The sequence below is a fragment of the Novosphingobium sp. BL-S-20 genome, assembly GCF_055521635.1.
Window position 1 is genome coordinate 683,762 of the sequence record NZ_CM145494.1, and the last position, 19,132, is coordinate 702,893.

At 67.1% G+C, this 19,132-nt stretch carries 15 protein-coding genes; 6 read left to right on the forward strand and 9 right to left on the reverse strand.

Going from position 1 to position 19,132, the window contains the following annotated elements:
* Positions 1–46: 46 nt before the first annotated feature.
* Positions 47–1,138 carry a LacI family DNA-binding transcriptional regulator gene (locus tag ACZ1II_RS10920; protein ID WP_465146455.1) on the reverse strand — a complete coding sequence of 364 codons (1,092 nt, stop codon included), beginning with the start codon at positions 1,136–1,138 and terminating at the stop codon, positions 47–49.
* Positions 1,139–1,200: 62 nt separating this feature from the next.
* A complete protein-coding gene (locus ACZ1II_RS10925; RefSeq protein WP_465146456.1) occupies positions 1,201–2,559 on the reverse strand; it encodes an MFS transporter in 1,359 nt (452 codons plus the stop codon).
* 249 nt (positions 2,560–2,808) lie between these two features.
* Here ACZ1II_RS10925 and ACZ1II_RS10930 point away from each other — a divergent pair, with 249 nt between their 5' ends.
* Together ACZ1II_RS10930 and ACZ1II_RS10935 are read left to right on the forward strand one after the other, a co-directional pair.
* Complete coding sequence (locus tag ACZ1II_RS10930) at positions 2,809–3,969, forward strand: glycoside hydrolase family 68 protein (protein ID WP_465146457.1); 1,161 nt, start codon at positions 2,809–2,811, stop codon at positions 3,967–3,969.
* A 231-nt stretch (positions 3,970–4,200) separates the two neighbouring features.
* Positions 4,201–8,958, forward strand: coding sequence for an NAD-glutamate dehydrogenase domain-containing protein (locus ACZ1II_RS10935; protein WP_465146458.1), 4,758 nt, complete (start codon positions 4,201–4,203; stop codon positions 8,956–8,958).
* A gap of 373 nt (positions 8,959–9,331) precedes the next feature.
* On the opposite strand, the gene ACZ1II_RS10940 is transcribed toward ACZ1II_RS10935, so the two are convergent.
* The gene (locus tag ACZ1II_RS10940) at positions 9,332–9,793 is read right to left on the reverse strand and encodes an Lrp/AsnC family transcriptional regulator (protein WP_465146459.1); all 462 of its coding nucleotides are present in this window, start codon (positions 9,791–9,793) and stop codon (positions 9,332–9,334) included.
* Positions 9,794–9,900: 107 nt separating this feature from the next.
* Between ACZ1II_RS10940 and phhA the strand changes: the two genes are divergently transcribed.
* The 4 genes from phhA (at position 9,901) to maiA (ending at position 13,120) form a co-directional block, all read left to right on the forward strand.
* Positions 9,901–10,758 (forward strand): phenylalanine 4-monooxygenase, encoded by an 858-nt coding sequence (gene phhA / locus ACZ1II_RS10945; protein WP_465146460.1) that lies wholly within the window; start codon positions 9,901–9,903, stop codon positions 10,756–10,758.
* Positions 10,755–11,855: a 4-hydroxyphenylpyruvate dioxygenase gene (hppD, locus tag ACZ1II_RS10950; RefSeq protein WP_465146461.1), complete on the forward strand. Its 1,101-nt coding sequence runs from the start codon at positions 10,755–10,757 to the stop codon at positions 11,853–11,855. Before phhA ends, hppD begins: the two co-directional genes overlap by 4 nt.
* 61 nt (positions 11,856–11,916) lie before the next feature.
* The gene (locus ACZ1II_RS10955) at positions 11,917–12,483 is read left to right on the forward strand and encodes a VOC family protein (protein ID WP_465146462.1); all 567 of its coding nucleotides are present in this window, start codon (positions 11,917–11,919) and stop codon (positions 12,481–12,483) included.
* A 4-nt stretch (positions 12,484–12,487) separates the two neighbouring features.
* Positions 12,488–13,120, forward strand: a complete 633-nt coding sequence (gene maiA, locus ACZ1II_RS10960) for a maleylacetoacetate isomerase (RefSeq protein WP_465146463.1) — start codon at positions 12,488–12,490, stop codon at positions 13,118–13,120.
* A gap of 166 nt (positions 13,121–13,286) precedes the next feature.
* On the opposite strand, the gene ACZ1II_RS10965 is transcribed toward maiA, so the two are convergent.
* The 6 genes from ACZ1II_RS10965 to ACZ1II_RS10990 all read right to left on the reverse strand — a co-directional run bounded on the left by ACZ1II_RS10965 (position 13,287) and on the right by ACZ1II_RS10990 (position 19,038).
* Positions 13,287–13,499: a hypothetical protein gene (locus tag ACZ1II_RS10965; RefSeq protein WP_465146464.1), complete on the reverse strand. Its 213-nt coding sequence runs from the start codon at positions 13,497–13,499 to the stop codon at positions 13,287–13,289.
* Between the two features lie 70 nt (positions 13,500–13,569).
* Positions 13,570–14,271: an HAD family hydrolase gene (locus tag ACZ1II_RS10970; protein WP_465146465.1), complete on the reverse strand. Its 702-nt coding sequence runs from the start codon at positions 14,269–14,271 to the stop codon at positions 13,570–13,572.
* A gap of 69 nt (positions 14,272–14,340) precedes the next feature.
* The gene (locus ACZ1II_RS10975) at positions 14,341–15,360 is read right to left on the reverse strand and encodes an arginine N-succinyltransferase (protein ID WP_465146466.1); all 1,020 of its coding nucleotides are present in this window, start codon (positions 15,358–15,360) and stop codon (positions 14,341–14,343) included.
* The gene (locus ACZ1II_RS10980; protein ID WP_465146467.1) at positions 15,357–16,580 is read right to left on the reverse strand and encodes a hydrolase; all 1,224 of its coding nucleotides are present in this window, start codon (positions 16,578–16,580) and stop codon (positions 15,357–15,359) included. Before ACZ1II_RS10980 ends, ACZ1II_RS10975 begins: the two co-directional genes overlap by 4 nt.
* Positions 16,577–18,010: a succinylglutamate-semialdehyde dehydrogenase gene (gene astD, locus ACZ1II_RS10985; protein WP_465146468.1), complete on the reverse strand. Its 1,434-nt coding sequence runs from the start codon at positions 18,008–18,010 to the stop codon at positions 16,577–16,579. The genes ACZ1II_RS10980 and astD overlap by 4 nt, the downstream gene beginning before the upstream one ends.
* Positions 18,007–19,038, reverse strand: a complete 1,032-nt coding sequence (locus ACZ1II_RS10990; protein WP_465146469.1) for a 2-oxoadipate dioxygenase/decarboxylase family protein — start codon at positions 19,036–19,038, stop codon at positions 18,007–18,009. Before ACZ1II_RS10990 ends, astD begins: the two co-directional genes overlap by 4 nt.
* Positions 19,039–19,132 lie beyond the last annotated feature (94 nt).

The following is a 19,132-nucleotide window of genomic DNA, read 5'->3' on the forward strand; positions in this document are numbered from 1 at the left end:
TAGAGAGGACGGCGCGGTTTGCAAGTCCGCAGCGGGTGCGGCGCCTTCAGCTTCGGGTGGTCTGGCGCACGACGAGGCGGGGCGGCATCACCAGGCTTTGCACCGGCTGCCCCTCGATCCGGGCTTTCAGCCTGTCGACCAGAGCGCGGGCACCTTCGGCGATTTCCTGGCGGATGGTGGTGAGCGGCGGTGTCGTCTGGGCGGCGAGCGGGAGATCGTCGAAGCCGACGATGCGGACATCGCCGGGCACCGCGTGGCCCATGTCGTGCAGCACCCGCAGCGCCGACATGGCGAGCAGGTCCGAGGCGGCGACGATCCCGTCGATCGCCCGATCGCGCTGCGCCAGCGCCTGCTCGATCTGGGGACCCATCGCTTCGCTGGCCAGTTCGACCGCAAGGTGGGTAAACGGCGCCCCGGCGGCTTCGGCAGCCATGGCCGCGCCGCGATAGCGGGTAGCGATCTCGATTCCGCCGGTCTGGCCCAGGAACGCAAGATTGCGCGCGCCGGAGGCCAGCAGATGCTCGACGGCGATGCGGCCGCCTTCTTCGTTGTCGGTGCCGACCGCGCAGTGGGTCTGGCCGCTGCGGTAATGGCCCCAGACGACCATGGGGCGATAGCTCTGGGCCACGCTTTCTATGACGTGGAACTGGTCGGACTGGCCGATGACGATGATCCCATCCACCATGCCCGAGCCGCTGATCCGTTCCAGCCAGTCGGCAGACCCGTCGGGCAGGGCGCGGCTGAGCATCATGTCGTAGCCGCTTTCGGTCAGTTCGTCGGCGAGGTGACCGAGCAGAGTGAGGAAGAACGGGTCGGAAATCTGCTGGCGCTTTTCGTGGCCGAGCGGGATCACCACGCCGATCACCCCGGTGCGGCCGGTGCGCAGCTTGCTGGCCATCTGGTTCGGCTTGAAACCGTGGTGACGGGCGAGGGCCTGGATGCGGTCGCGCGTTTCGGCGTTGACGAGGGTCTTGCCGGCAAGGGCGCGGGAGACGGTTCCAGCCGAGACCCCGGCCAGGCGGGCGAGATCGGCGAGCGTGCGGACATGCCGTTCCGCCGCTGTGGAGGCGGTACCGGCTTTCTCCCGGCCGTCCTCAGTGCCTCTGGTAGTGACCGTCTGATCGTCGTTATCCGCCATCCCATCCTCTTTTTGTTTCCGGCCGCGGACGGTTTCAGTCTCGCGGCCCTATTCCCCCGGCCTCATGCCCCCGGCGGTGACGGGTGATCTGTTGAAAATACACGTTCTTCGCAATGCCGATGATGCGGATGCGTGACGAAAAGCATCGCACCGGCACCCGCCAGCATCAGGATTCCGCTCAGGGCCAAGGCATTGCGCGGATCCGAGGCCAGAAGCGATTCATAGAACAATGGCATCGTTACCGTCTCGATCAACATGGGGATCACGATTAAAATATTGAAAAGGCCGATGTAGAGGCCGGTGCGCTCGGGCGGCAGCGCGCTGGTCAGGATCACATAGGGATTGCCCATCATGGCGCCCCAGCCCAGACCTATACCGATCATCAACAGGGCCAGTTGCCCCATCGACCCTGCCGCCGGGATCAGCAGCATGGCCAGACCCGAAGCGCAGAGGCAGGCCAGGTGAACCCATGCCGCGCCCAGTCTGCGGACGAGCGGGATCATCGCCAGCGCGGCGATGAAGGCGACGACATTGTAGAGCGCGCCGAGCTGCTGTGCGGTCAAGGTCGCGGCCCGATAGGCGGGGCCGGAGGGGTCGGCATCGCTGTGCAGGGTGCGGGCGAGAGCGTCGGTGATGAACTGCCAGTAGACGAACATCGCATACCATTGGCAGAGCATGGCCGGCGCCAGTCGCCGCATCGTCGGCGGCATCGCGCGCAGCGCCGCGACGATTTCACCGAGCAGGGCGGCGGGCGCGAGCGGCCGCGCGGCCAGGGCGGTGCGCCGGCTTTCCGGCAGCGGCAGTTCGGGCACCCGCAGCAGCGACCAGATCGCCGTCGACAGCGAGAGCACCGCGCCGATCGCGAAGGCGGCGCGGATCACGATCGGCACGCCGTTGCCGCCCAGCAGATCGCGGTCGATCAGGATCGCGAGAAACGACGGCGTGAGGTACGAAAGGGTCTGGGCGAGGCCGGTGAATGCGCTCTGGGTCAGAAATCCGGTGGCGCGCTGGTCCGGTGCGAGTCGATCCGCCACATAGGCGCGGTAAGGCTCCATGGTCGCGTTGTTGCCTGCATCGAGCAGCCAGAGCAGGGCCGCGGCGGCCCAGAGCGCGGGCGAATGCGGGATCGCGAGCAGGCAGAGCGAGCAGATCACTGCGCCGATCAGCAGGTAGGGCACGCGCCGCCCGAAGCGCGAGACCGTAAGGTCGCTCATCGCCCCGATCACGGGCTGCACGATCAGCCCGGTCATCGGCCCCGCCAGCCAGAGCAGGGGAAGGTGGGCCTCGGACGCGCCGAGCATGCGATAGATCGGACTCATGTTCGCCTGTTGCAGGCCGAAGCTGAACTGCAGTCCGAAAAAGCCCAGATTCATCTCGCAGATGCGCAGCAGCGGCAGTTTTGGCTGACCTCCTCGATCCATGGGCATCCTTTCGAACTGGCCGAGTCCATTTGTGTCTGCCTGTGTTACGCTTTCGCGGAATGCTTCCCTTAAAACGGAACGAGCGCCGCCGGAATCCGGGAATACCCTGCCTTGCCGGCCTCTTGCGCGTGAGGGCTAAGGTATTGTGCGGACTTGACGAAGTTTCGCATTTCCCCTGCAATCCATTGCTAATCTTTTCCGGATATTCCCGTTCTCGACCAGTCCGTTCTCAAGCAGGGGGGATCGTTCATGTCTATCGCCGGACTTGCCCATGTGCCGCTGCGCTGGACCGCTGCCGACCTCGCCCGGTTGCAGGAAGGCGCTTTCGACCGGGCGCCGAGGATCGAGGCATCGGAGGTGCGCCGCATCGCGCCCGGTCTCGACGTCTGGGATGCCTGGCCGCTCGCCGATGTCGAGGGGCAGCCCTGCCGCTGGCGCAGCGGGGAACTGTGGTTCGCGCTTGCCGCGCCTGCCTTCGATGATCCGGAGATGCGCCACGACCATGCGCGCATTCACCACTTCCACCGCAAGGACGGGCGCTTCCGGCATCTCGGACCGACATTCCACGAGGGTTTCACGCCGGGCAGCCGCGAGTGGTCCGGCTCGGCCACGCTGGAGCGGGGCCTCGTCACCTTGCGCTTCACGGCAGCGGGGGAGCGCGGCGAGACAGGCCGCTCGTTCCGCCAGCGCATAATCGAGAGCACCGCGCGGCTGGAGGATGGCGAGGCGGTCTTCGCGGCATGGTCCGCGCCGCGTGAGATCGTCGCGCCGGCTGACCGTCATTACATGACCCGTCACGAGGGCGAGGGGCGAGGAGGCGCGATCAAAGCCTTCCGCGATCCTTCGCTGTTCCGCGCTGCGGACGGCGCGCGCTACCTGCTGTTCACGGCCTCTGCGGCGGCGGACCAGGGCGCCTTCAACGGCGTGATCGGGCTGGCGCGGGAGCAACCGGACGGGCATTTCCGGAAGCTTCCGCCGATCGTCGAGGCCGGCGGCGTGAGCAACGAGCTGGAGCGGCCTCACGCCGTCTTCCACCGGGGCCTGTGCTACTTGTTCTGGTCCACCCAGTCTTCCGTCTTCGCGCCGGGGATTACCGCGCCGACCGGGCTTTACGGTGCGGTGGCAGCCGGGATCGGCGGTCCCTGGCGGCTGCTCAACGGCCATGGGCTGGTTCTTGCCAATCCGTCGGAGGCGCCGTGGCAGGCCTATAGCTGGTGGGTCCTGCCCGATCTCCAAGTGGCCAGTTTCGTCGATTATCGCGGCGGCGCCGGGGTGGGAGCGTCGCCTGCGAAGCCGCGTGGCCGCAGCCTGTTCGGGGGCACTTTCGCGCCGTTCCTGCGGCTCGCCCTGGACGGCGACAGGGCCGGGCTGGACAGCTCGGTGCGGCATCGATGGTCAGGTGCAAATTAATCAATTTCGCGCGGTTAAACGAATGTTGCGCGGCAGAGAAATCCCGTTACAACCCCGCCGAACACCGAACGGACCGGTCGGTCGCTTCGGGGCGTAATGCCGTCCCGAGTGTCGCCGAAAAGGCACCATCGCTTCTTTTCACATTTCGTGACGGGTTGTGGGTGCCGGATCGCTCGACCGGTCCTATATCGTCTTGTGGCAGCAGGCGACCTGCGACGTCGACGCTGCCGCATGCCGTTGATTTGCGGGAGAATACAGTTGAGCGCAGACGATCTGACCGCCGCCCTTGGGACTTCCATCAAGCCGGGCGGGAAGACCTCGGCCCTTCAGCCCGCGATTGCCCGGCGCATTCGCGATTCGCTGCTGCCCGACGATGCTTCGGGCGAGGGCGCCTGGATCGATGAGGCCGCACAGGTTCTGCTCGCTGCCGCCGCGCGCCGCGAAGTCGGGGTGCCGGTGATCGACATGGCTTCCGAGAACGAGGAGCGCCGCTACCTGCGCATTGCCATCGTCAACGACGACATGCCGTTCCTGGTCGATTCGGTTGCCGCCGTGATCGCCGAGGCCGGTCTGGTGATCGATCGTCTGGCGCACCCGGTGCTCCCCGTGGAGCGCGATGCCGAAGGGCATCTCGTCGCGCTTCCGGAGACCGCCGACAAGAGCGTCCGCCGCGAATCGATGATCTATCTAGAGACCGACCGCGCCGATGCCCGCCAGCGCCGCGATCTTCAGGCTGCGCTCGAAACCGCGCTGGCCGATGTGCGCGTGGCCGTGGCCGACTGGCCGAAGATGGTCGCGGCGATGGATGCCGACGCCGACCGCACCGAGGATGCCGAGGGCGCGGAACTGCTGCGCTGGTTCGCCGGCGGCATGCTGACCCTGCTCGGCCATGTCACCCGTCGCCGCGACGGCGGCCATGATGAATTGCTGGGCATCTGCAAGCGCGATGCCCGCGACTTGCTGTCCGATGCCAGCTACGAACGCGCTTTCGCGGCCTTCGATGCGCAACTCGCCTCCGGGGAAGTCCGCGCGCCGATGGTCATCAAGGCCAATGTCATCGCCCGCGTCCATCGCCGCGTCCCGCTCGACCTGTTCCTCGTGCCGATGATCGAAGGCGGCAAGGTCATCGCGCTGTCGGTTCATGCCGGCCTGTGGACGAGCGCCGCGCTGGCCGTCGCGCCCGACCGCGTGCCGCGTCTGCGCCGCCTGCTTGCGGGCCTTGGCAGCAAGCTCGGCTTCGATCCGGGCGGCCATACCGGCAAGGCGCTGGCCCATGCCATGACCAGCCTGCCGCACGACCTCGTGCTCGGCTTCGGTGAGGCCGATGTCGAGCGTCTGGCGACGACGATGACGGCGCTGGTCGATCGCCCGCGCCCGCGCTTGGTGGTCACTGCCTCGCCGCTCTCGCGCCACTTGTTCGCCTTCGTGTGGATCGCCCGCGACACCCTTTCGACCCAGATGCGCAAGCGGATTCAGGCGATGATCGAGGAGGCCGCACAGGCCCCCACGCTCGACTGGTCGCTCAGCGTCGAAGCGGGCAATCTCGCCATGCTGCGCTACACCCTCGACATCCGCGAGGGCGGACACGCGCTCGACGAGGCCGCGCTGGACCACAGCCTCCAGGTCATGCTGCGCGGCTGGGGCGAGGCGGTCGAGGCCGGTCTGGCCCAGACGCTGGAGCCGGGCCGCGCCGCCGCCATCGCCGCGCGCTATGCCGAGGCTTTCCCGATCTCTTATCGCAGCGACTACGGCCCGGCCGAAGCCGCGATCGACATTTCCCACATGCGCAGCCTCGTCGTCGGCGATGCCGGGACGGACCTGCGCGGCAGCCGCGGCGTGCGCCTCTACCGGCATGAGAACGGCGATGCACCGGAGCTGCGGCTGAAGATCTATCAGGCGGAAGGCAGCCTGCCGCTGTCCGACGCCGTGCCCGCGCTGGAGAACTTCGGCTTCCGCGTCCTCGCGGAAATGCCGACCCCGCTCGACAAGGGGCGCATCGGTACGATCCACGACTTCACTCTCGCCCTGCCGACCGGCAGCGATGCGGGCGAAGTCCTGAAGCTCGCGCCGATGATCGAGGATGCGCTGGCGGGCGTGCTCAACAACCTCGGCGAGAACGACCCGTTCAACCGCCTCGTCCCCGGCCTCGGCCTGTCCAAGCGCGAGGCCGACTGGCTCCGCGCCTGGTATCGCTATCTGCGTCAGGCGGGCATGCACTTCGGCATCGATACCGTGGTGGACGCCCTGCTCGGGGCGCCTGCGGTGACCCTGGGCATCGTCGACTTGTTCCGCGGTATTCACGACCCCGCGTTCAAGGGCGACCGCGCGGCGGCCAAGGCGCAGGCGCAGGAAGCGATCCGCGCCGGTCTCGCCAATGTCAGCGCGATCAACGACGACCGCGTGCTGCGCGCCTTCCGCGATGTCGTGGCGGCGATGCTGCGCACCAATGCCTTCGCCCCCGCCGGGCAGACGGCACTGGCCTTCAAGTTCGATTCCGCGCTCGTCCCCGGCCTGCCCAAGCCGCTGCCCTGGCGCGAGATCTTCGTCTATTCGCGCCGGGTGGAGGGCATCCACTTGCGCGCAGGACCCGTCGCCCGCGGCGGCCTGCGCTGGTCCGACCGCCGCGACGACTACCGCACCGAGATTCTCGGCCTGATGAAGGCGCAGCGCGTGAAGAACGCGGTGATCGTGCCGACCGGCGCCAAGGGCGGCTTCTATCCCAAGCAGCTTCCCGACGCCGCGCTCGACCGCGCCGGTTGGGCCGCCGAAGGACAGGCGAGCTACGAGATCTTCATCGGCACCCTGCTGTCGATCACCGACAACATCGTGGCGGACAAGGTGGTCCACCCCGAAGCGGTGGTGATCCTCGACGGTGAGGACCCCTACTTCGTGGTCGCCGCCGACAAGGGCACTGCCAAGTTCTCTGACGTCGCCAACGGCATCGCCGAATCGCGCGACTTCTGGCTGGACGACGCTTTCGCCAGCGGTGGCTCCAACGGCTACGACCACAAGGCCATGGGTATCACCGCCAAGGGCGCCTGGCTCTCGGTGCAGCGCCACTTCCTCGAAATGGGCGTGGACGTGCAGAGCGACCCGGTCCGCGTGATCGGCTGCGGCGACATGTCGGGCGACGTCTTCGGCAACGGCATGCTGCTGTCGCAGTCGCTGAAGCTGGTGGCCGCCTTCGACCATCGCCATATCTTCCTCGACCCCGATCCCGACGCCGCCAAGAGCTGGGCCGAGCGCAGGCGCATGTTCGACTTGCCGCATTCGAGCTGGGACGATTACGACAAGGCGCTGATCTCCAAGGGCGGCGGCGTCTTCTCGCGCAAGTCCAAGTCGATCCCGCTGACCGACGAAGTGCGCGCGGCGCTCGGCATCGAGGCGAGTGAGCTCGATCCGGAATCGCTGATCTCGGCGATCCTCTGGGCGCCGGTGGACCTGCTGTGGTTCGGCGGCATCGGCACTTACGTGAAGTCTTCCGGCGAGAACAACGCCACCGTGGGCGATCCGGCCAACGACGCCCTGCGCGTCAGCGCCAACGAACTGCGCGTCCGCGTGATCGGCGAGGGCGCCAACCTCGGCGTCACCCAGGCCGCCCGCATCGAGTTCGCCTCACGCGGCGGGCGCATCAACACCGACTTCATCGACAACTCGGCGGGCGTCGACTGCTCGGATAACGAGGTCAACATCAAGATCGCGCTGGCCGCCGCCAAGCGGGCCGACAAGCTCACCGAGGAAGAGCGCGTCGAACTGCTGCGCGAGATGACCGACGAAGTGGCCGAGCTGGTGCTGGAGGACAACCGCCTCCAGGCCCTCGCGCTATCCATCGCCGAGCGCGGCGGGGCCAGCGCCATGCCCTCGCACGTCCGCCTGATCGAGACCCTGGAGGAAGGCGGCAACCTCGATCGCAAGACCGAGGGCCTTGCCGACAACGAGTCGCTGGGCCGCCGCGCGCAGGACGGTCGCGGGCTGACCCGCCCCGAACTCGCGGTGCTGCTCTCCAGCGGCAAGCTGGTGCTGCAGGCCGCGATCGAGGCGTCCGATCTCGCCACCGACGCCACGCTCCAGCCCATGCTGCTCGCCGCCTTCCCGCAGCCGATGCAGGCGAAGTATGCGCGCTTCATCGAAGGCCACCGTCTGGCGGGCGAGATCATCGCCACCAAGCTCGCCAACCGCATCGTCAACCGCCTCGGCATCGTCCATCCCTTCGAACTCGCCGAGGAAGAGGGCGCGGACCTCTCGCAGGTCGCCGCCGCCTTCGCGCTGGCGGTGCAGCTCTTCGATCTCGATGCGCTCTGGGAACGGCTCGAAGTCGCGCCGATGACCGAGGACGCGCGCATCGCCCTGTTCGACCGCACCGCGGGCGTCGTGCGCGGCCATATGGCCGACCTGCTGCGCGCCGGAGCCGGACAGGCGGCGCCTGCCGAAGTGCTCGCCCGGATCGGCAAGCCGGTCGCCGCGCTCTCGGTGGACACCCATGAACTGCTTGGCGAAAGCATCGCCGCGCATTCGCGCAAGCTGCGCAGCGGGCTGCTCGAACTCGGCGCGCCCGAGGCGGAAGCCGCCATGGTTGCCAACCTCTACGACCTCGACGGCGCTGTCGGCATCGCCGCACTCGCCGCCGATACCGGGATCGATCCGCGCCAGATGGTCGGGGCCTTCACCCGCATCGGCGCGGGCCTCGGCCTCGACTGGGCCCAGGCCAGCGCGACGATCATGAACCCCTCCGATCCGTGGGAACGCCTGCTTGTCGCCGGCCTCGCACGGGACTTCCAGCAGATGCGCCTAGACTTCCTGCGGCGCCTTGCCGGGACGAAATCGGGCAAGGCCGACCCGGCTGCGGCTGCCGAGGAATGGGGCCGCGCGCATCTCGCCGCGATCCAGACCTTCCGCGGAATGGTCCAGCGGGCGGAGAATACCGTGCCGCTCAGCCCAGCCATGCTGGCGCAGATCGCCAGCCAGGCGCGGAACTTGCTCGGGAGGTAAGAGGGCAGGGGAAGAGCAGGGGTTTACCACCCCTGCACCCCGTGTACTGGCGGCCTTGCGGGGGCCGGGGCCCTTGGGCGCTCTTGAGGGGTGTCTGAGGTCTCCCGGCGCAACCCTTGGCGCGATTACGCGGTCGCCCCACTACACCCGTCATCCTGAACTTGTTTCAGGATCCATTCCTCCGAACGACCGGCCGTTTCGGTGGCGAGATGGATCCTGAAACAAGTTCAGGATGACGAAGCGAAAGAGCGGGACAGTCCGTTCTTCGATCAACCTAAGCGCCAACACCCCCGTCGTCCCCGCGAAGGCGGGGACCCCGCTTGTTCTTCCGGCCTCCCGCGAGAACGCAGAAGAATGCGGAACCCCGCGCCCCTCACTCGAGCGGCAAAGCACGCGTTTCCTTGATCGCCTCCAGCACGATGCTGGACTTCACATCCCGCACGCCGGGAAGACGCACCAGCGTCTTCAGCGTGATCTGCGAGAGATGCTCCACATCCCGCGCGATGATGTGGACGATATAGTCCATGTCCCCCGTCACCGCATGGCAGGCGATCACATAGGGATTGTCGCGGATCGCCTGTTCGAAGCGCGTGATGTTCTCGTCGATATGGGCATTGAGGTTGATGAGGACATAGGCCTCCAGTTCAAACCCCAGCTTGCGAGGATCGAGCACCGGCGCATAGCCGAGGATCACCCCGTCGTCCTCCAGCCGCTTGATCCGGCGGCTGACCGGAGTCGCCGAGAGCGCCGTGCGTTCCGCCACTTGCGCCACCGGCATCCGCGCATCTTCCTGCAAAGATGCGATGATCTTGCGGTCGAATAGATCCAGCTGCATGAATCGCCTGCCCTGAGCATGGTTTCTGGTGAAAACCACTCTTATCGCGTCTCTAGGCGCGCGCAAATGCATGAATCTGGCGTGAGGCTTGTGATAATCTCGCGGGAATGAAGAAGCCGTCGACCGAGACATCATCGAGCGAGCTTCGGGGAGAGTACGAACTGGCCGCCGACGATTACACCGTCCGGCAGGACTGGCAGGCCTATACCCCGGAGATGCACGAACGCTGGCGCCGCCTCCATGCTCGGCAGTCGGCGCTGGTGGCGACCCATGCCTGCGCGGCCTTCCGCGAGGGGCTGGCCCGGCTCGACTGCGCCGGGGGCATTCCCCGTTTTGAAGATGCCAATGCGATCCTCGGCCCGGCGACCGGCTGGCGGCTCGTCGCGGTGCCGGGCTTCATCCCTGACGCGGTGTTCTTCGACCATCTCGCCCATCGCCGCTTCCCGGTAACACGCTGGCTGCGCGAGGAGCACGAACTCGACTATCTCGTCGAACCGGACGTGTTCCACGACTTCTTCGGCCATGTGCCGATGCTGCTGGACCCGACGATCGCCGATTTCCTGGAGCTTTACGGCCGGGCCGGGGCGCGGGCCATGGCGATGGACGCGCTCGACATGCTGGCGCGGATATACTGGTACACCATCGAGTTCGGCCTCGTGCGGGAGCAGGGCGGCCTGAAAGTCTTCGGCGCCGGTATCATCTCCTCCTCGGGCGAGACGCGCTTCTCGCTGGAGGACCCCAAGGTCCTGCGCCTGCCTTTCGAGGCCGTCCGCGTCATGCGCACCGGCTACATGATCGACTCCTTCCAGAAGACCTACTTCGTCCTCGAAAGCCTGCCCCAGCTGATCGAGGACCTCGTCTCGCGTGACTTCGGCCCGGTCTACGAATCCTGGCGCGCGGCGCCGCCCATTCCCGCCGGAGACCTGCTTCCCGGCGAAACCCCCTTCGGAGAACTGACTTCATGACCGATATCTTCGACAATCCCATCGGACTCGACGGTTTCGAATTCGTCGAATTTTCGGCGCCGGAAAAGGGCGTGCTGGAGCCGGTGTTCGAAGCCATGGGCTTCACGAAGATCGCCCGCCACCGCTCGAAGGACGTGGAACTCTGGCGCCAGGGCGGGATCAATTTCATCACCAATTATGAGCCGCACAGCCCGGCCTGGTTCTTCAGCCGCGAGCACGGCCCCTCGGCCTGCGGCATGGGTTTCCGGGTGAAGGACGCGCGCGCGGCCTATGCCGAACTGCTCGCCCGCTCGGCGGAGCCGGTGCAGGTCGCGACCGGCCCGATGGAACTCCACCTTCCCGGCATTCGCGGCATCGGCAATTCGATCATCTACCTGATCGACCGTTACGAGCGTGACGGGGATGGGGCGCTGTCGATCTACGACATCGACTTCGACTACCTGCCCGGCGTCGATCGCCATCCGGTGGGCGCGGGCTTCGACCTGATCGACCACCTGACCCACAACGTCTACGGCGGCCGCATGGCCTATTGGGCGGACTATTACGAGAAGCTCTTCAACTTCCGCGAGATCCGCTATTTCGACATCAAGGGCGAATATACCGGCCTCACCTCGAAGGCGCTCACCGCGCCGGACGGCAAGATCCGCATCCCGCTCAACGAGGAAGCCGAGGGCGGAAAGGGCCAGATCGACGAATTCCTGCGCGCCTTCAACGGCGAGGGCATCCAGCATATCGCCCTCATCTGCGACGATCTCATCGGTGCCTGGGACCGGCTGAAGTCGCTCGGCGTGCCGTTCATGACCGCGCCGCCGGAAACCTACTACGAGATGCTCGACGAACGCCTCCCCGGTCACGGCGAGCCTGCCGAGGAACTCAAGATGCGCGGCATCCTGCTCGACGGCACGGTGGATGGCGGGCAACCGCGCCTGCTCCTCCAGATATTCGCGGAAGCCCGCGTCGGGCCGGTGTTCTTCGAATTCATCCAGCGCAAGGGCGATGACGGCTTCGGTAACGGAAACTTCAAGGCCTTGTTCGAAAGCATGGAGCGTGACCAGATTCGCCGCGGCGTGTTGAAGGTGGATGAGCCCGCGGAGTAAACAGGTTGGGAGAGAGGGGCAGGCCCACGCAGGTCTGCCCCCAATTCCCGGGAGAGTGAAGATGACTGAAAAGACCCCCGTGGCGGTCCCGAAACTGGGTGGAATCCACCATGTCGCCTACCGCTGCCGCGACGCCAAGGAGACCGTGGAGTTCTACCGCGAGGTGATGGGCATGGATTTCATGCTCGCCATCGCCGAGGACAAGGTGCCCTCCACCGGCGCGCCCGATCCCTACATGCACGTCTTCCTCGACTGCGGCGGCGGCAATGTTCTGGCCTTCTTCGAACTGCCCAACGCACCGGAAATGGGCCGTGACGAGGCGACTCCGGCCTGGGTCCAGCACATCGCCTTCAAGGTCGAGAGCGAGGAAGGCCTGCTCGCGGCCAAGGAACGTGCCGAGGCGCGGGGACTGTCGGTGGTCGGCCCGGTGCACCACGGCGTGTTCAAGTCGATCTACTTCTTCGACCCCAACGGCCACCGTCTGGAACTGGCCTGGCAGTTCGGCACCTCGGGCCAGATGGCCCAGCTCAAGGCCGTGGCCGAGGAGATGCTGGAGGAATGGTCGCGCACCAAGAAGGCCCCGCGCCACGCGGCGTGGCTGCACGAGAAGATCGCGGCGGAGACGTAAGAGCGTGAAGCTCTACGGCTACTGGCGCAGCTCCACGAGTTATCGCCTGCGCATCGCGCTGGGTCTCAAAGGGCTTGAATACGAGCAGGTTGCGATCAACCTGCTCGACGGGGAGCAGCGCTCCGCGGAATATCGCCGCCTAAACCCCTACGGCGGTGTTCCGGCGCTGGAGATCGACGGGCGCGTCTACGCGCAGTCGATGGCGATCCTGGAATGGCTCGACGAGAGCTTTCCCGATCGGCCGCTGCTCCCCCGCGATGTCGAGGACCGCTTCGCCTCGCGCGAGCTGGCGATGGCGATCGCCACCGAACTCCATGCGCCGCTCAATCTGCCGGTGCTGAAGTACCTGAAGCACGATCTCGGCCATGGGCAGGAGGCGGTGGACGCCTGGTATCGCCACTGGATCGCCCGCACGTTCGAGGGCGTGGAGGCGCGGCTTGCTCAGCGAGGGGCAGGGGATTTCCTGTTCGATGCGCCCGGATTGTTCGAATGTGTGCTGGTGCCGCAGCTCTACAATGCGCGGCGATTTTCCTGCGATCTCGATGCCTATCCGCACCTGACCCGGATCGAGGCGGCTTGCCGGGAGCACCCGGCATTCGTCGCCGCCCATCCCGACCATCAGCTGGACCGGGTTTGACGAGCGACTGGGCGCCCCGTCGTCCCCGCGAAGGCGGGGACCCCGCTTGTTCTTCCGGCATAGCGCGAGGACGCATAAAAAAGCGCGGCCCCCGCCTTCGCGGGGGCGACGATGATAGGGCTGATAGGGCCGATAACGTAAGTAGGGCTCGGTAAGGCTCTACGCCTCAGGCTGCCGGATCAGCCTTGGGCGTAACCCAGACCTCGACCGGCGCCACGAACTTGCCCGGCGCGGGCTTGCCGACATGGACGCGGTCGGCGGTGACGAGTTCGCCGCTGGCGAGGTTGAAGCTGGCCCAGGGCTTGGGCATGCGGCCGAAAGTCATCTTCTGGATGGGCTGGCCGGTGGTCGAATTCATGATGGTGGCGATGATGCTCATCCGCCCGCCCGTAGCGAGATCGGGGAGATTCGGTCCAGCGTGCGAGCCGAGCTATGCCCCATCCAATTTTTCAGCCCTCTGCAGGCGCCAGCAGCAGGTCCCGCAGCGCGTGGAGGCTCGGCAGCACTTCCGCGCAGAGCAGGGTCTGCTCCTCGGTTGCGGGCAGCAGGTCGGGCACCATGACCGTGGCGATCCCCGCCGAAGTGGCTGAACGCACCCCTGCCGGACTGTCCTCGATGGCGACGCAGTGCGCCGGATCGACGCCGAGGCGGCTGGCGGCGAGCAGGTAGGGCTCCGGATGCGGCTTGGCCTGGGTCACGTCGTTGCGGGTGACGACGACATCGAAGTAGTGCAGCAGTCCTGCCTTCTCCAGTCGCTGCTGCGCATAAGGCGCTTCCGAGGAGGTGGCGATCGCCATCGGTATGCCCGCCTTGGCGAAATGGTCGAGAATGACCTCGGCGCCGGGCCGCAGCGGAATTCCGGCATCGAGCATGGCCGCGAAAGCCACGTCGCCCTCGTCGAAGAAACTGTCGAGCGGGAAGTCCGGCCCCATGTGCTCGGCGACGAGACGGCGCGAACCATCGCGGTGGACGCCGACCATCGCATTCTGAAGCTCCGCCGGGAGCGGATAGCCCAGCGCCTTGCCGGTCACCGCGAAAGCCTTGCCGTGCAGGGCTTCGGTATCGAGCAGGGTCCCGTCCATGTCGAAGATCGCCGCGCGGATCGGGTCGGGCAGCACGGCGGAGCGAAGCGTGTCGGGAAGCGAGGTCATGGGGTTAATATGCCCCCTGACCGTGGCGGAACCATTGCAAAACGGGAACGGGCAGTTGCGTGAAGCGCCTCAGGCGTTGACGTAAGTCACAGTATCCCCCGGCCCGACGCCCAGCAGCGCGGCGGCGGCGGCATCCAGCGTGACGCCGCCGTCCGCTGCGTCGATCTTGCCGAGGCAGGCGCGGAATTCGGCGAGGCGGCCGGTGGCGACGAGGTGGCTGGCTTCGGTGTCGTCCGCTGCGGCGATCGCGGTGATCGCGGCGGTGCGGGCTTCCTGCACGGTGCGGATCTGGTCGGTTCTGGCGATCATCGTCGGGCCGCCGTCGAAGATATCGACGTAGTTCTGGAACGCGAAGTTCTCGTTCTCCAGCATGCGCATGGCGGGCCGCCCGGAATAGTGCGGCTGGCCCATCACCTGGCGCGCCGCTTCGGAGAGCAGGGCGCAGTAGATCGGGTGCTTGGGCATGAGATCGGCGATGAACTGGTTGCCGTGCTTGGCGTTGAACTCGTCGGCATCGCGGAAGCTCATGTCGAAGAAGCGCCCGGCAAGGCCGTCCCAGAACGGCGAGTTGCCGGCATCATCGATGGCGCCGCGCAATTCGGCCAAAGTGGTATCGCCGAAGCGCGAACGGTGCGCCTTGATGAATAGATAGCGGCTGCGCGCGAGCAGCTTGCCGACACCCGCCGAACGCTCGGTGGCATCGAGATAGAGGCCGCCGACTTCGCTCGCCCCGTCGAGATCGGTGCAGAGTGTCAGCATCTCGGCGCGGAAGGTGCGGTCCAGTTCCTTGGAATGCTGGGTGATCCGCCCGAGGCGATAGGAGTAGAACGGAAACTCGGTGCCGACCTGCGAAAAGGCCTGGCAGGTGCCGCGCACTTTGCCGGTCTCGGTATCTTCGAGGATGAAGACGAAGAGGTCGTTGGCGATCTCGTCGCTGTCGCGGGCGAAGCTCTTGGCGGTGCGCTTCAGTTTGGCGTCCAGCGTCGGCTTGTCGGGCGGCAGGTTGGTGAAGCCGCCGCCGGTGCCCTTGGCCATGCGGTAGAGGGCTTCCAGGTCCTTTTCCTGTGCGGTGCGCAGGAGGAATGTCATGCGGGCAGAACTCCGTGGCGGTCCAGTCTGTGGAGGACGAGAGCGGTGAGGCGGGCGCGGGCGTCGAGTGAATCGGCCAGCAGGTACTCGTCCGGCGAATGAATCGATCCGCCGAGCGCGCCCATGGTATCGAGCACCGGCACCCCGCAGGCGGCGATATTGTTGCCGTCGCAGACGCCGCCGGTGTCCTTCCAGCTCATCGGCTGGCCGAGGTCGGCGGCGGCCTTGCTGACGAGGCCGTAGAGCGCCTCGGTCTTGTCCGAGATCGCCTTGGGCGGGCGCGAGACGTGGCCGTGGATGTGCATGTGCACTTCGTGCGCGGCCGAGACTTCGGCGACGGCGGCCTTGATAGCGGCCTGCGCCTTGGCGGCGAGTTCGGGCGTGGCCGGGCGCATGTTGAAGTGCAGCACGGCGAGGTCCGGCACGGTGTTGTTGGGCGCGCCGCCTTCGATCTTGGCGGGGTTCACCGAAAGTCCGGGGCGGCGCATCGCGGCAAGCCGCAGGGCAAGGTCGCTGGCGGCGAGGATAGCGTTGCGGCCTTCCTCGGGATTGCGACCGGCATGGGCGGAGCGGCCATGGACGACGACGGCGTAATTGCCCGAACCGGGCCGCGCGCGCGCCATCTGGCCGCCGGGGAGCGCCGGTTCGTAGGTCAGCGCGGCCAGCTTGCCTTGTGCCAGTTCCGCGATCAGCGGGGCGGAGGAGAGCGAGCCGGTTTCCTCGTCGCTGTTGATGAGGACGTCGTAGCCAAGCGTCGGACCGGCGCGCTCGTAAGCGGCCCTTTCGTATGCCTTTAGGCCCGCCAGCATGACGGCGAGGCCGCCCTTCATGTCCGCAGTGCCGGGGCCGTGGAGGGAGTTTTCGTCCAGCCAGTCGCAAGTCTGGAAGGGGTGATCGGCGGGATAGACGGTGTCCATATGACCGGTGAGGATCACCCGCCGCTCCGCTTCGGGCCGCACCGAGAGCACGAGGTGGCGTCCGTGGACGACCTCGCGCGTCTGGCCCTGGCTGTCGACTTTCTCGACCGGGGCGGGATCGATCAGCCGTATCTCGCCCGGCAGCGCCGCGAAGGCATCGGCAAGGCGGCTCGCCATCGCGGCCAGTCCCTCAAGGTTCGTGGTGCCGCTGTTGATCGCCGCCCAGTCGAGCGTGTGGGCAAGGATCGGCGCGCGCTCGACCGGGGCGAGCAGGTCCTGTTCGGCTCCGGTCAGGCCTGTCATCCGCTGAGCTTGCCCGCCAAGAGTTTACCAACCAGCGCGCCGCTGTTGCCGTCCACGCTCGCCGCCTCGAAGCTGGCGACCGGATAGGCGCAGTAGTCGGCGGCGTAATAGGCGCTGGGGCGGTGGTTGCCGCTCTCGCCAAGGCCGCCGAACGGCATCGAGCCTGCCGCGCCGGTGGTCGGGCGGTTGCGGTTGACCACGCCCGCGCGGCTTTCCAGCACGAAGCGGTCCCACAAGGCGTCGTCCGTGCTGACGAGGCCCGCCGAAAGGCCGAAGCGGGTGGCATTGGCGGCGGCGATGGCGGCGTCGAAGTCGGGCACGCGGGTGACTTGCACGATAGGGGCGAACACTTCCTCGTCGGGCACGTCCACGCCGGTCACGTCGAGAATGCCGGGGGTGACGAAGGCGCTGCTGCGGCCTTCCACGCCTTCGAACGCCCGGATCACCGTGGCGCCGCGCTCGACGAGGTCGGCAAAGCGCGCCTTGGCGGCCTCGGCGGCCTCGGCCGAGATCAGCGGGCCGAACCACGGCTCGGGCGTCTCGTGCCATTCGCCGATGGTGACGCGATCCGCCAGCGCGGCGACGGCATCGACCAGCGCGGAGCCGAAGTCGTTGTCCGGCACGATCAACCGACGCGCGCAGGAGCAGCGCTGGCCGGTGGTGATGAAGCTCGATTGCACGACGACCGAGGCGGCCTCGTCCACGTCGCCGTCCCACGCGACCAAGGGATTGTTGCCGCCGAGTTCGAGGGCGAGGATCACGTCGGGCCGGTCCGCGAAGATGCGCCGGAAATGCGCGCCCGCACCCGCCGAGCCGGTGAACAGCAGCCCGTCGATATGGCCCGCAACCAGTGCCTCGCCGGTGGCGCGTGCGCCGTGGACGATCTGGAACACGCCGTCCGGAAGGCCCGCTTCGGCCCATGCATCGGCCATGGCTTGCCCGGTTGCCGGGGTCATTTCGGAGGGCTTGAACACCACCGTATTGCCTGCCAGCAGCGCAGGGACGATATGGCCGTTGGGCAAGTGACCGGGGAAGTTGAACGGCCCGAGCACCGCCATCACCCCGTGCGGGCGGTGGCGCAATACGGCGGCACCGAAGGGCATGTCCTGCCGCTTCTCGCCCGCGCGCTCGGCCTGCGCGGCAATCGAGAGGCCGACCTTGCCGATCATCGAGGCGAGTTCGGTGCGCGTTTCCCAGAGCGGCTTGCCGGTCTCGCGGGAGATCACCTCGGCGATCGCGTCCTTGCGGGCTTCCAGCACCGCCTTGTAGCGCAAGGCCGCTTCGACCCGCGCGGTGACCGGCAGGGTGGCCCAGGCCGGAAACGCCGCGTGGGCGCGCTCCAGCGCGGCATCGACCGCGGCGCTATCTGCCACTTCGCCTTCCCAGACCAGCGCGCCGCTGGCCGGATCGAACGACTGGAGCAGGCTCATGAACCTCTCGTCACCGCGAAGATGCCGGTGGCATTGCCGGAATCGAACGTGAGATCGAGCTTGCCGGTCTCCGGATCGATATCGCGGGTGATGAATTCGTAGAACGAGCCGGGCACCGGCAGCGGCACTTCGCTGCCGTCGGCCTCGCGGAACGGGCGCACCACCTTGTCGGCGAGGATCGCGGTCTGGCGCACGCGGCCGTTCTGCGAGATCTCGACCGAGGGCTTCATCGGATAGCCGTCTTCCTTGAGTTCCTCGGCCAGCGCCGCGACATTGGCGGTGCGGGTGGTCGCGTGGTTGAAGGCATTGCCCTCGGTGGCGATCCAGGCGCCTTCCTTGGTCTCGGGCAGCAGGACTTCGTAGTCGGCCAGCGTCGGCGGCTCATGCTGACGCTCGAAGCAGGCGAGCGCGCCCTTGAGCGCGATCACGGCCTGGTCGAACGGGCAGCTGCCCTGTGCGGCCAGCGTATCGAGCGCGGCCCATTCAGCCTCGCCCAGCGGGTCGGTCGACGTGCCGAAAACATTGGCGCAGGCGGCCTGCGCGCCCTCGGAAAGCTGATGGACATGGAGTTCGGAAACGAAGAACTGCGGAATCGTCTCCGGCAGGTCGCGCTGGACATAGGCGCGGCCAGTCATGCGCAGCTTGGGCAGCGGATAGAGCCCGCCCACTTCGTAGCCGAGCGGCACCAGGAAGCGTCCGAAGGCCTCCTGACCGCGCGGCAGGTCGCCGGTCTCGCCGTCGATCGTGCGCAGGGCGCCGTGGTCGAAGGCGATCGTCTCGCCCGTCTCGCGTACGGACTGCACATAGCGCGCGGCGGTCGGCACGCGCTCCAGCAGATCGGCGAAGAGTGCGGCGTTGAGCGCCATCGCGACTTGCGCGCGGCTGACGGTCTCGCCGCTGCCCGAGAGCGCGGGATCGATGGTGAGGACGGTGAGGGCGGAACTCGCGGCATCGGCGCCGATCGCCGCCGAGACGAGGCGGAAGAGCGTCTGATCCTGATCTGCGAAAAGGCTGGAGGCGGAGGGCATCGTATTCCCGTCGTTTCTCTGTTGCGCGTAGATCGGACATAGGAAAGCCCCCGGTCCAAGTCCATGCCGCGCAGAAGCGGGCCTCGCTTTTTTG

What these genes read in the sequence shown, in the direction of transcription:
- ACZ1II_RS10920 (WP_465146455.1), bottom strand. Translation starts at nt 1,138, where the DNA reads ATGGCGGATAACGACGATCAGACGGTCACTACCAGAGGCACTGAGGAC.
- ACZ1II_RS10935 (WP_465146458.1), top strand. Translation starts at nt 4,201, where the DNA reads ATGCCGTTGATTTGCGGGAGAATACAGTTGAGCGCAGACGATCTGACC.
- ACZ1II_RS10925 (WP_465146456.1), bottom strand. Translation starts at nt 2,559, where the DNA reads ATGGATCGAGGAGGTCAGCCAAAACTGCCGCTGCTGCGCATCTGCGAG.
- astD (WP_465146468.1), bottom strand. Translation starts at nt 18,010, where the DNA reads ATGAGCCTGCTCCAGTCGTTCGATCCGGCCAGCGGCGCGCTGGTCTGG.
- phhA (WP_465146460.1), top strand. Translation starts at nt 9,901, where the DNA reads ATGAAGAAGCCGTCGACCGAGACATCATCGAGCGAGCTTCGGGGAGAG.
- ACZ1II_RS10975 (WP_465146466.1), bottom strand. Translation starts at nt 15,360, where the DNA reads ATGACATTCCTCCTGCGCACCGCACAGGAAAAGGACCTGGAAGCCCTC.
- ACZ1II_RS10955 (WP_465146462.1), top strand. Translation starts at nt 11,917, where the DNA reads ATGACTGAAAAGACCCCCGTGGCGGTCCCGAAACTGGGTGGAATCCAC.
- ACZ1II_RS10980 (WP_465146467.1), bottom strand. Translation starts at nt 16,580, where the DNA reads ATGACAGGCCTGACCGGAGCCGAACAGGACCTGCTCGCCCCGGTCGAG.
- ACZ1II_RS10930 (WP_465146457.1), top strand. Translation starts at nt 2,809, where the DNA reads ATGTCTATCGCCGGACTTGCCCATGTGCCGCTGCGCTGGACCGCTGCC.
- ACZ1II_RS10970 (WP_465146465.1), bottom strand. Translation starts at nt 14,271, where the DNA reads ATGACCTCGCTTCCCGACACGCTTCGCTCCGCCGTGCTGCCCGACCCG.
- ACZ1II_RS10965 (WP_465146464.1), bottom strand. Translation starts at nt 13,499, where the DNA reads ATGAGCATCATCGCCACCATCATGAATTCGACCACCGGCCAGCCCATC.
- hppD (WP_465146461.1), top strand. Translation starts at nt 10,755, where the DNA reads ATGACCGATATCTTCGACAATCCCATCGGACTCGACGGTTTCGAATTC.
- ACZ1II_RS10990 (WP_465146469.1), bottom strand. Translation starts at nt 19,038, where the DNA reads ATGCCCTCCGCCTCCAGCCTTTTCGCAGATCAGGATCAGACGCTCTTC.
- ACZ1II_RS10940 (WP_465146459.1), bottom strand. Translation starts at nt 9,793, where the DNA reads ATGCAGCTGGATCTATTCGACCGCAAGATCATCGCATCTTTGCAGGAA.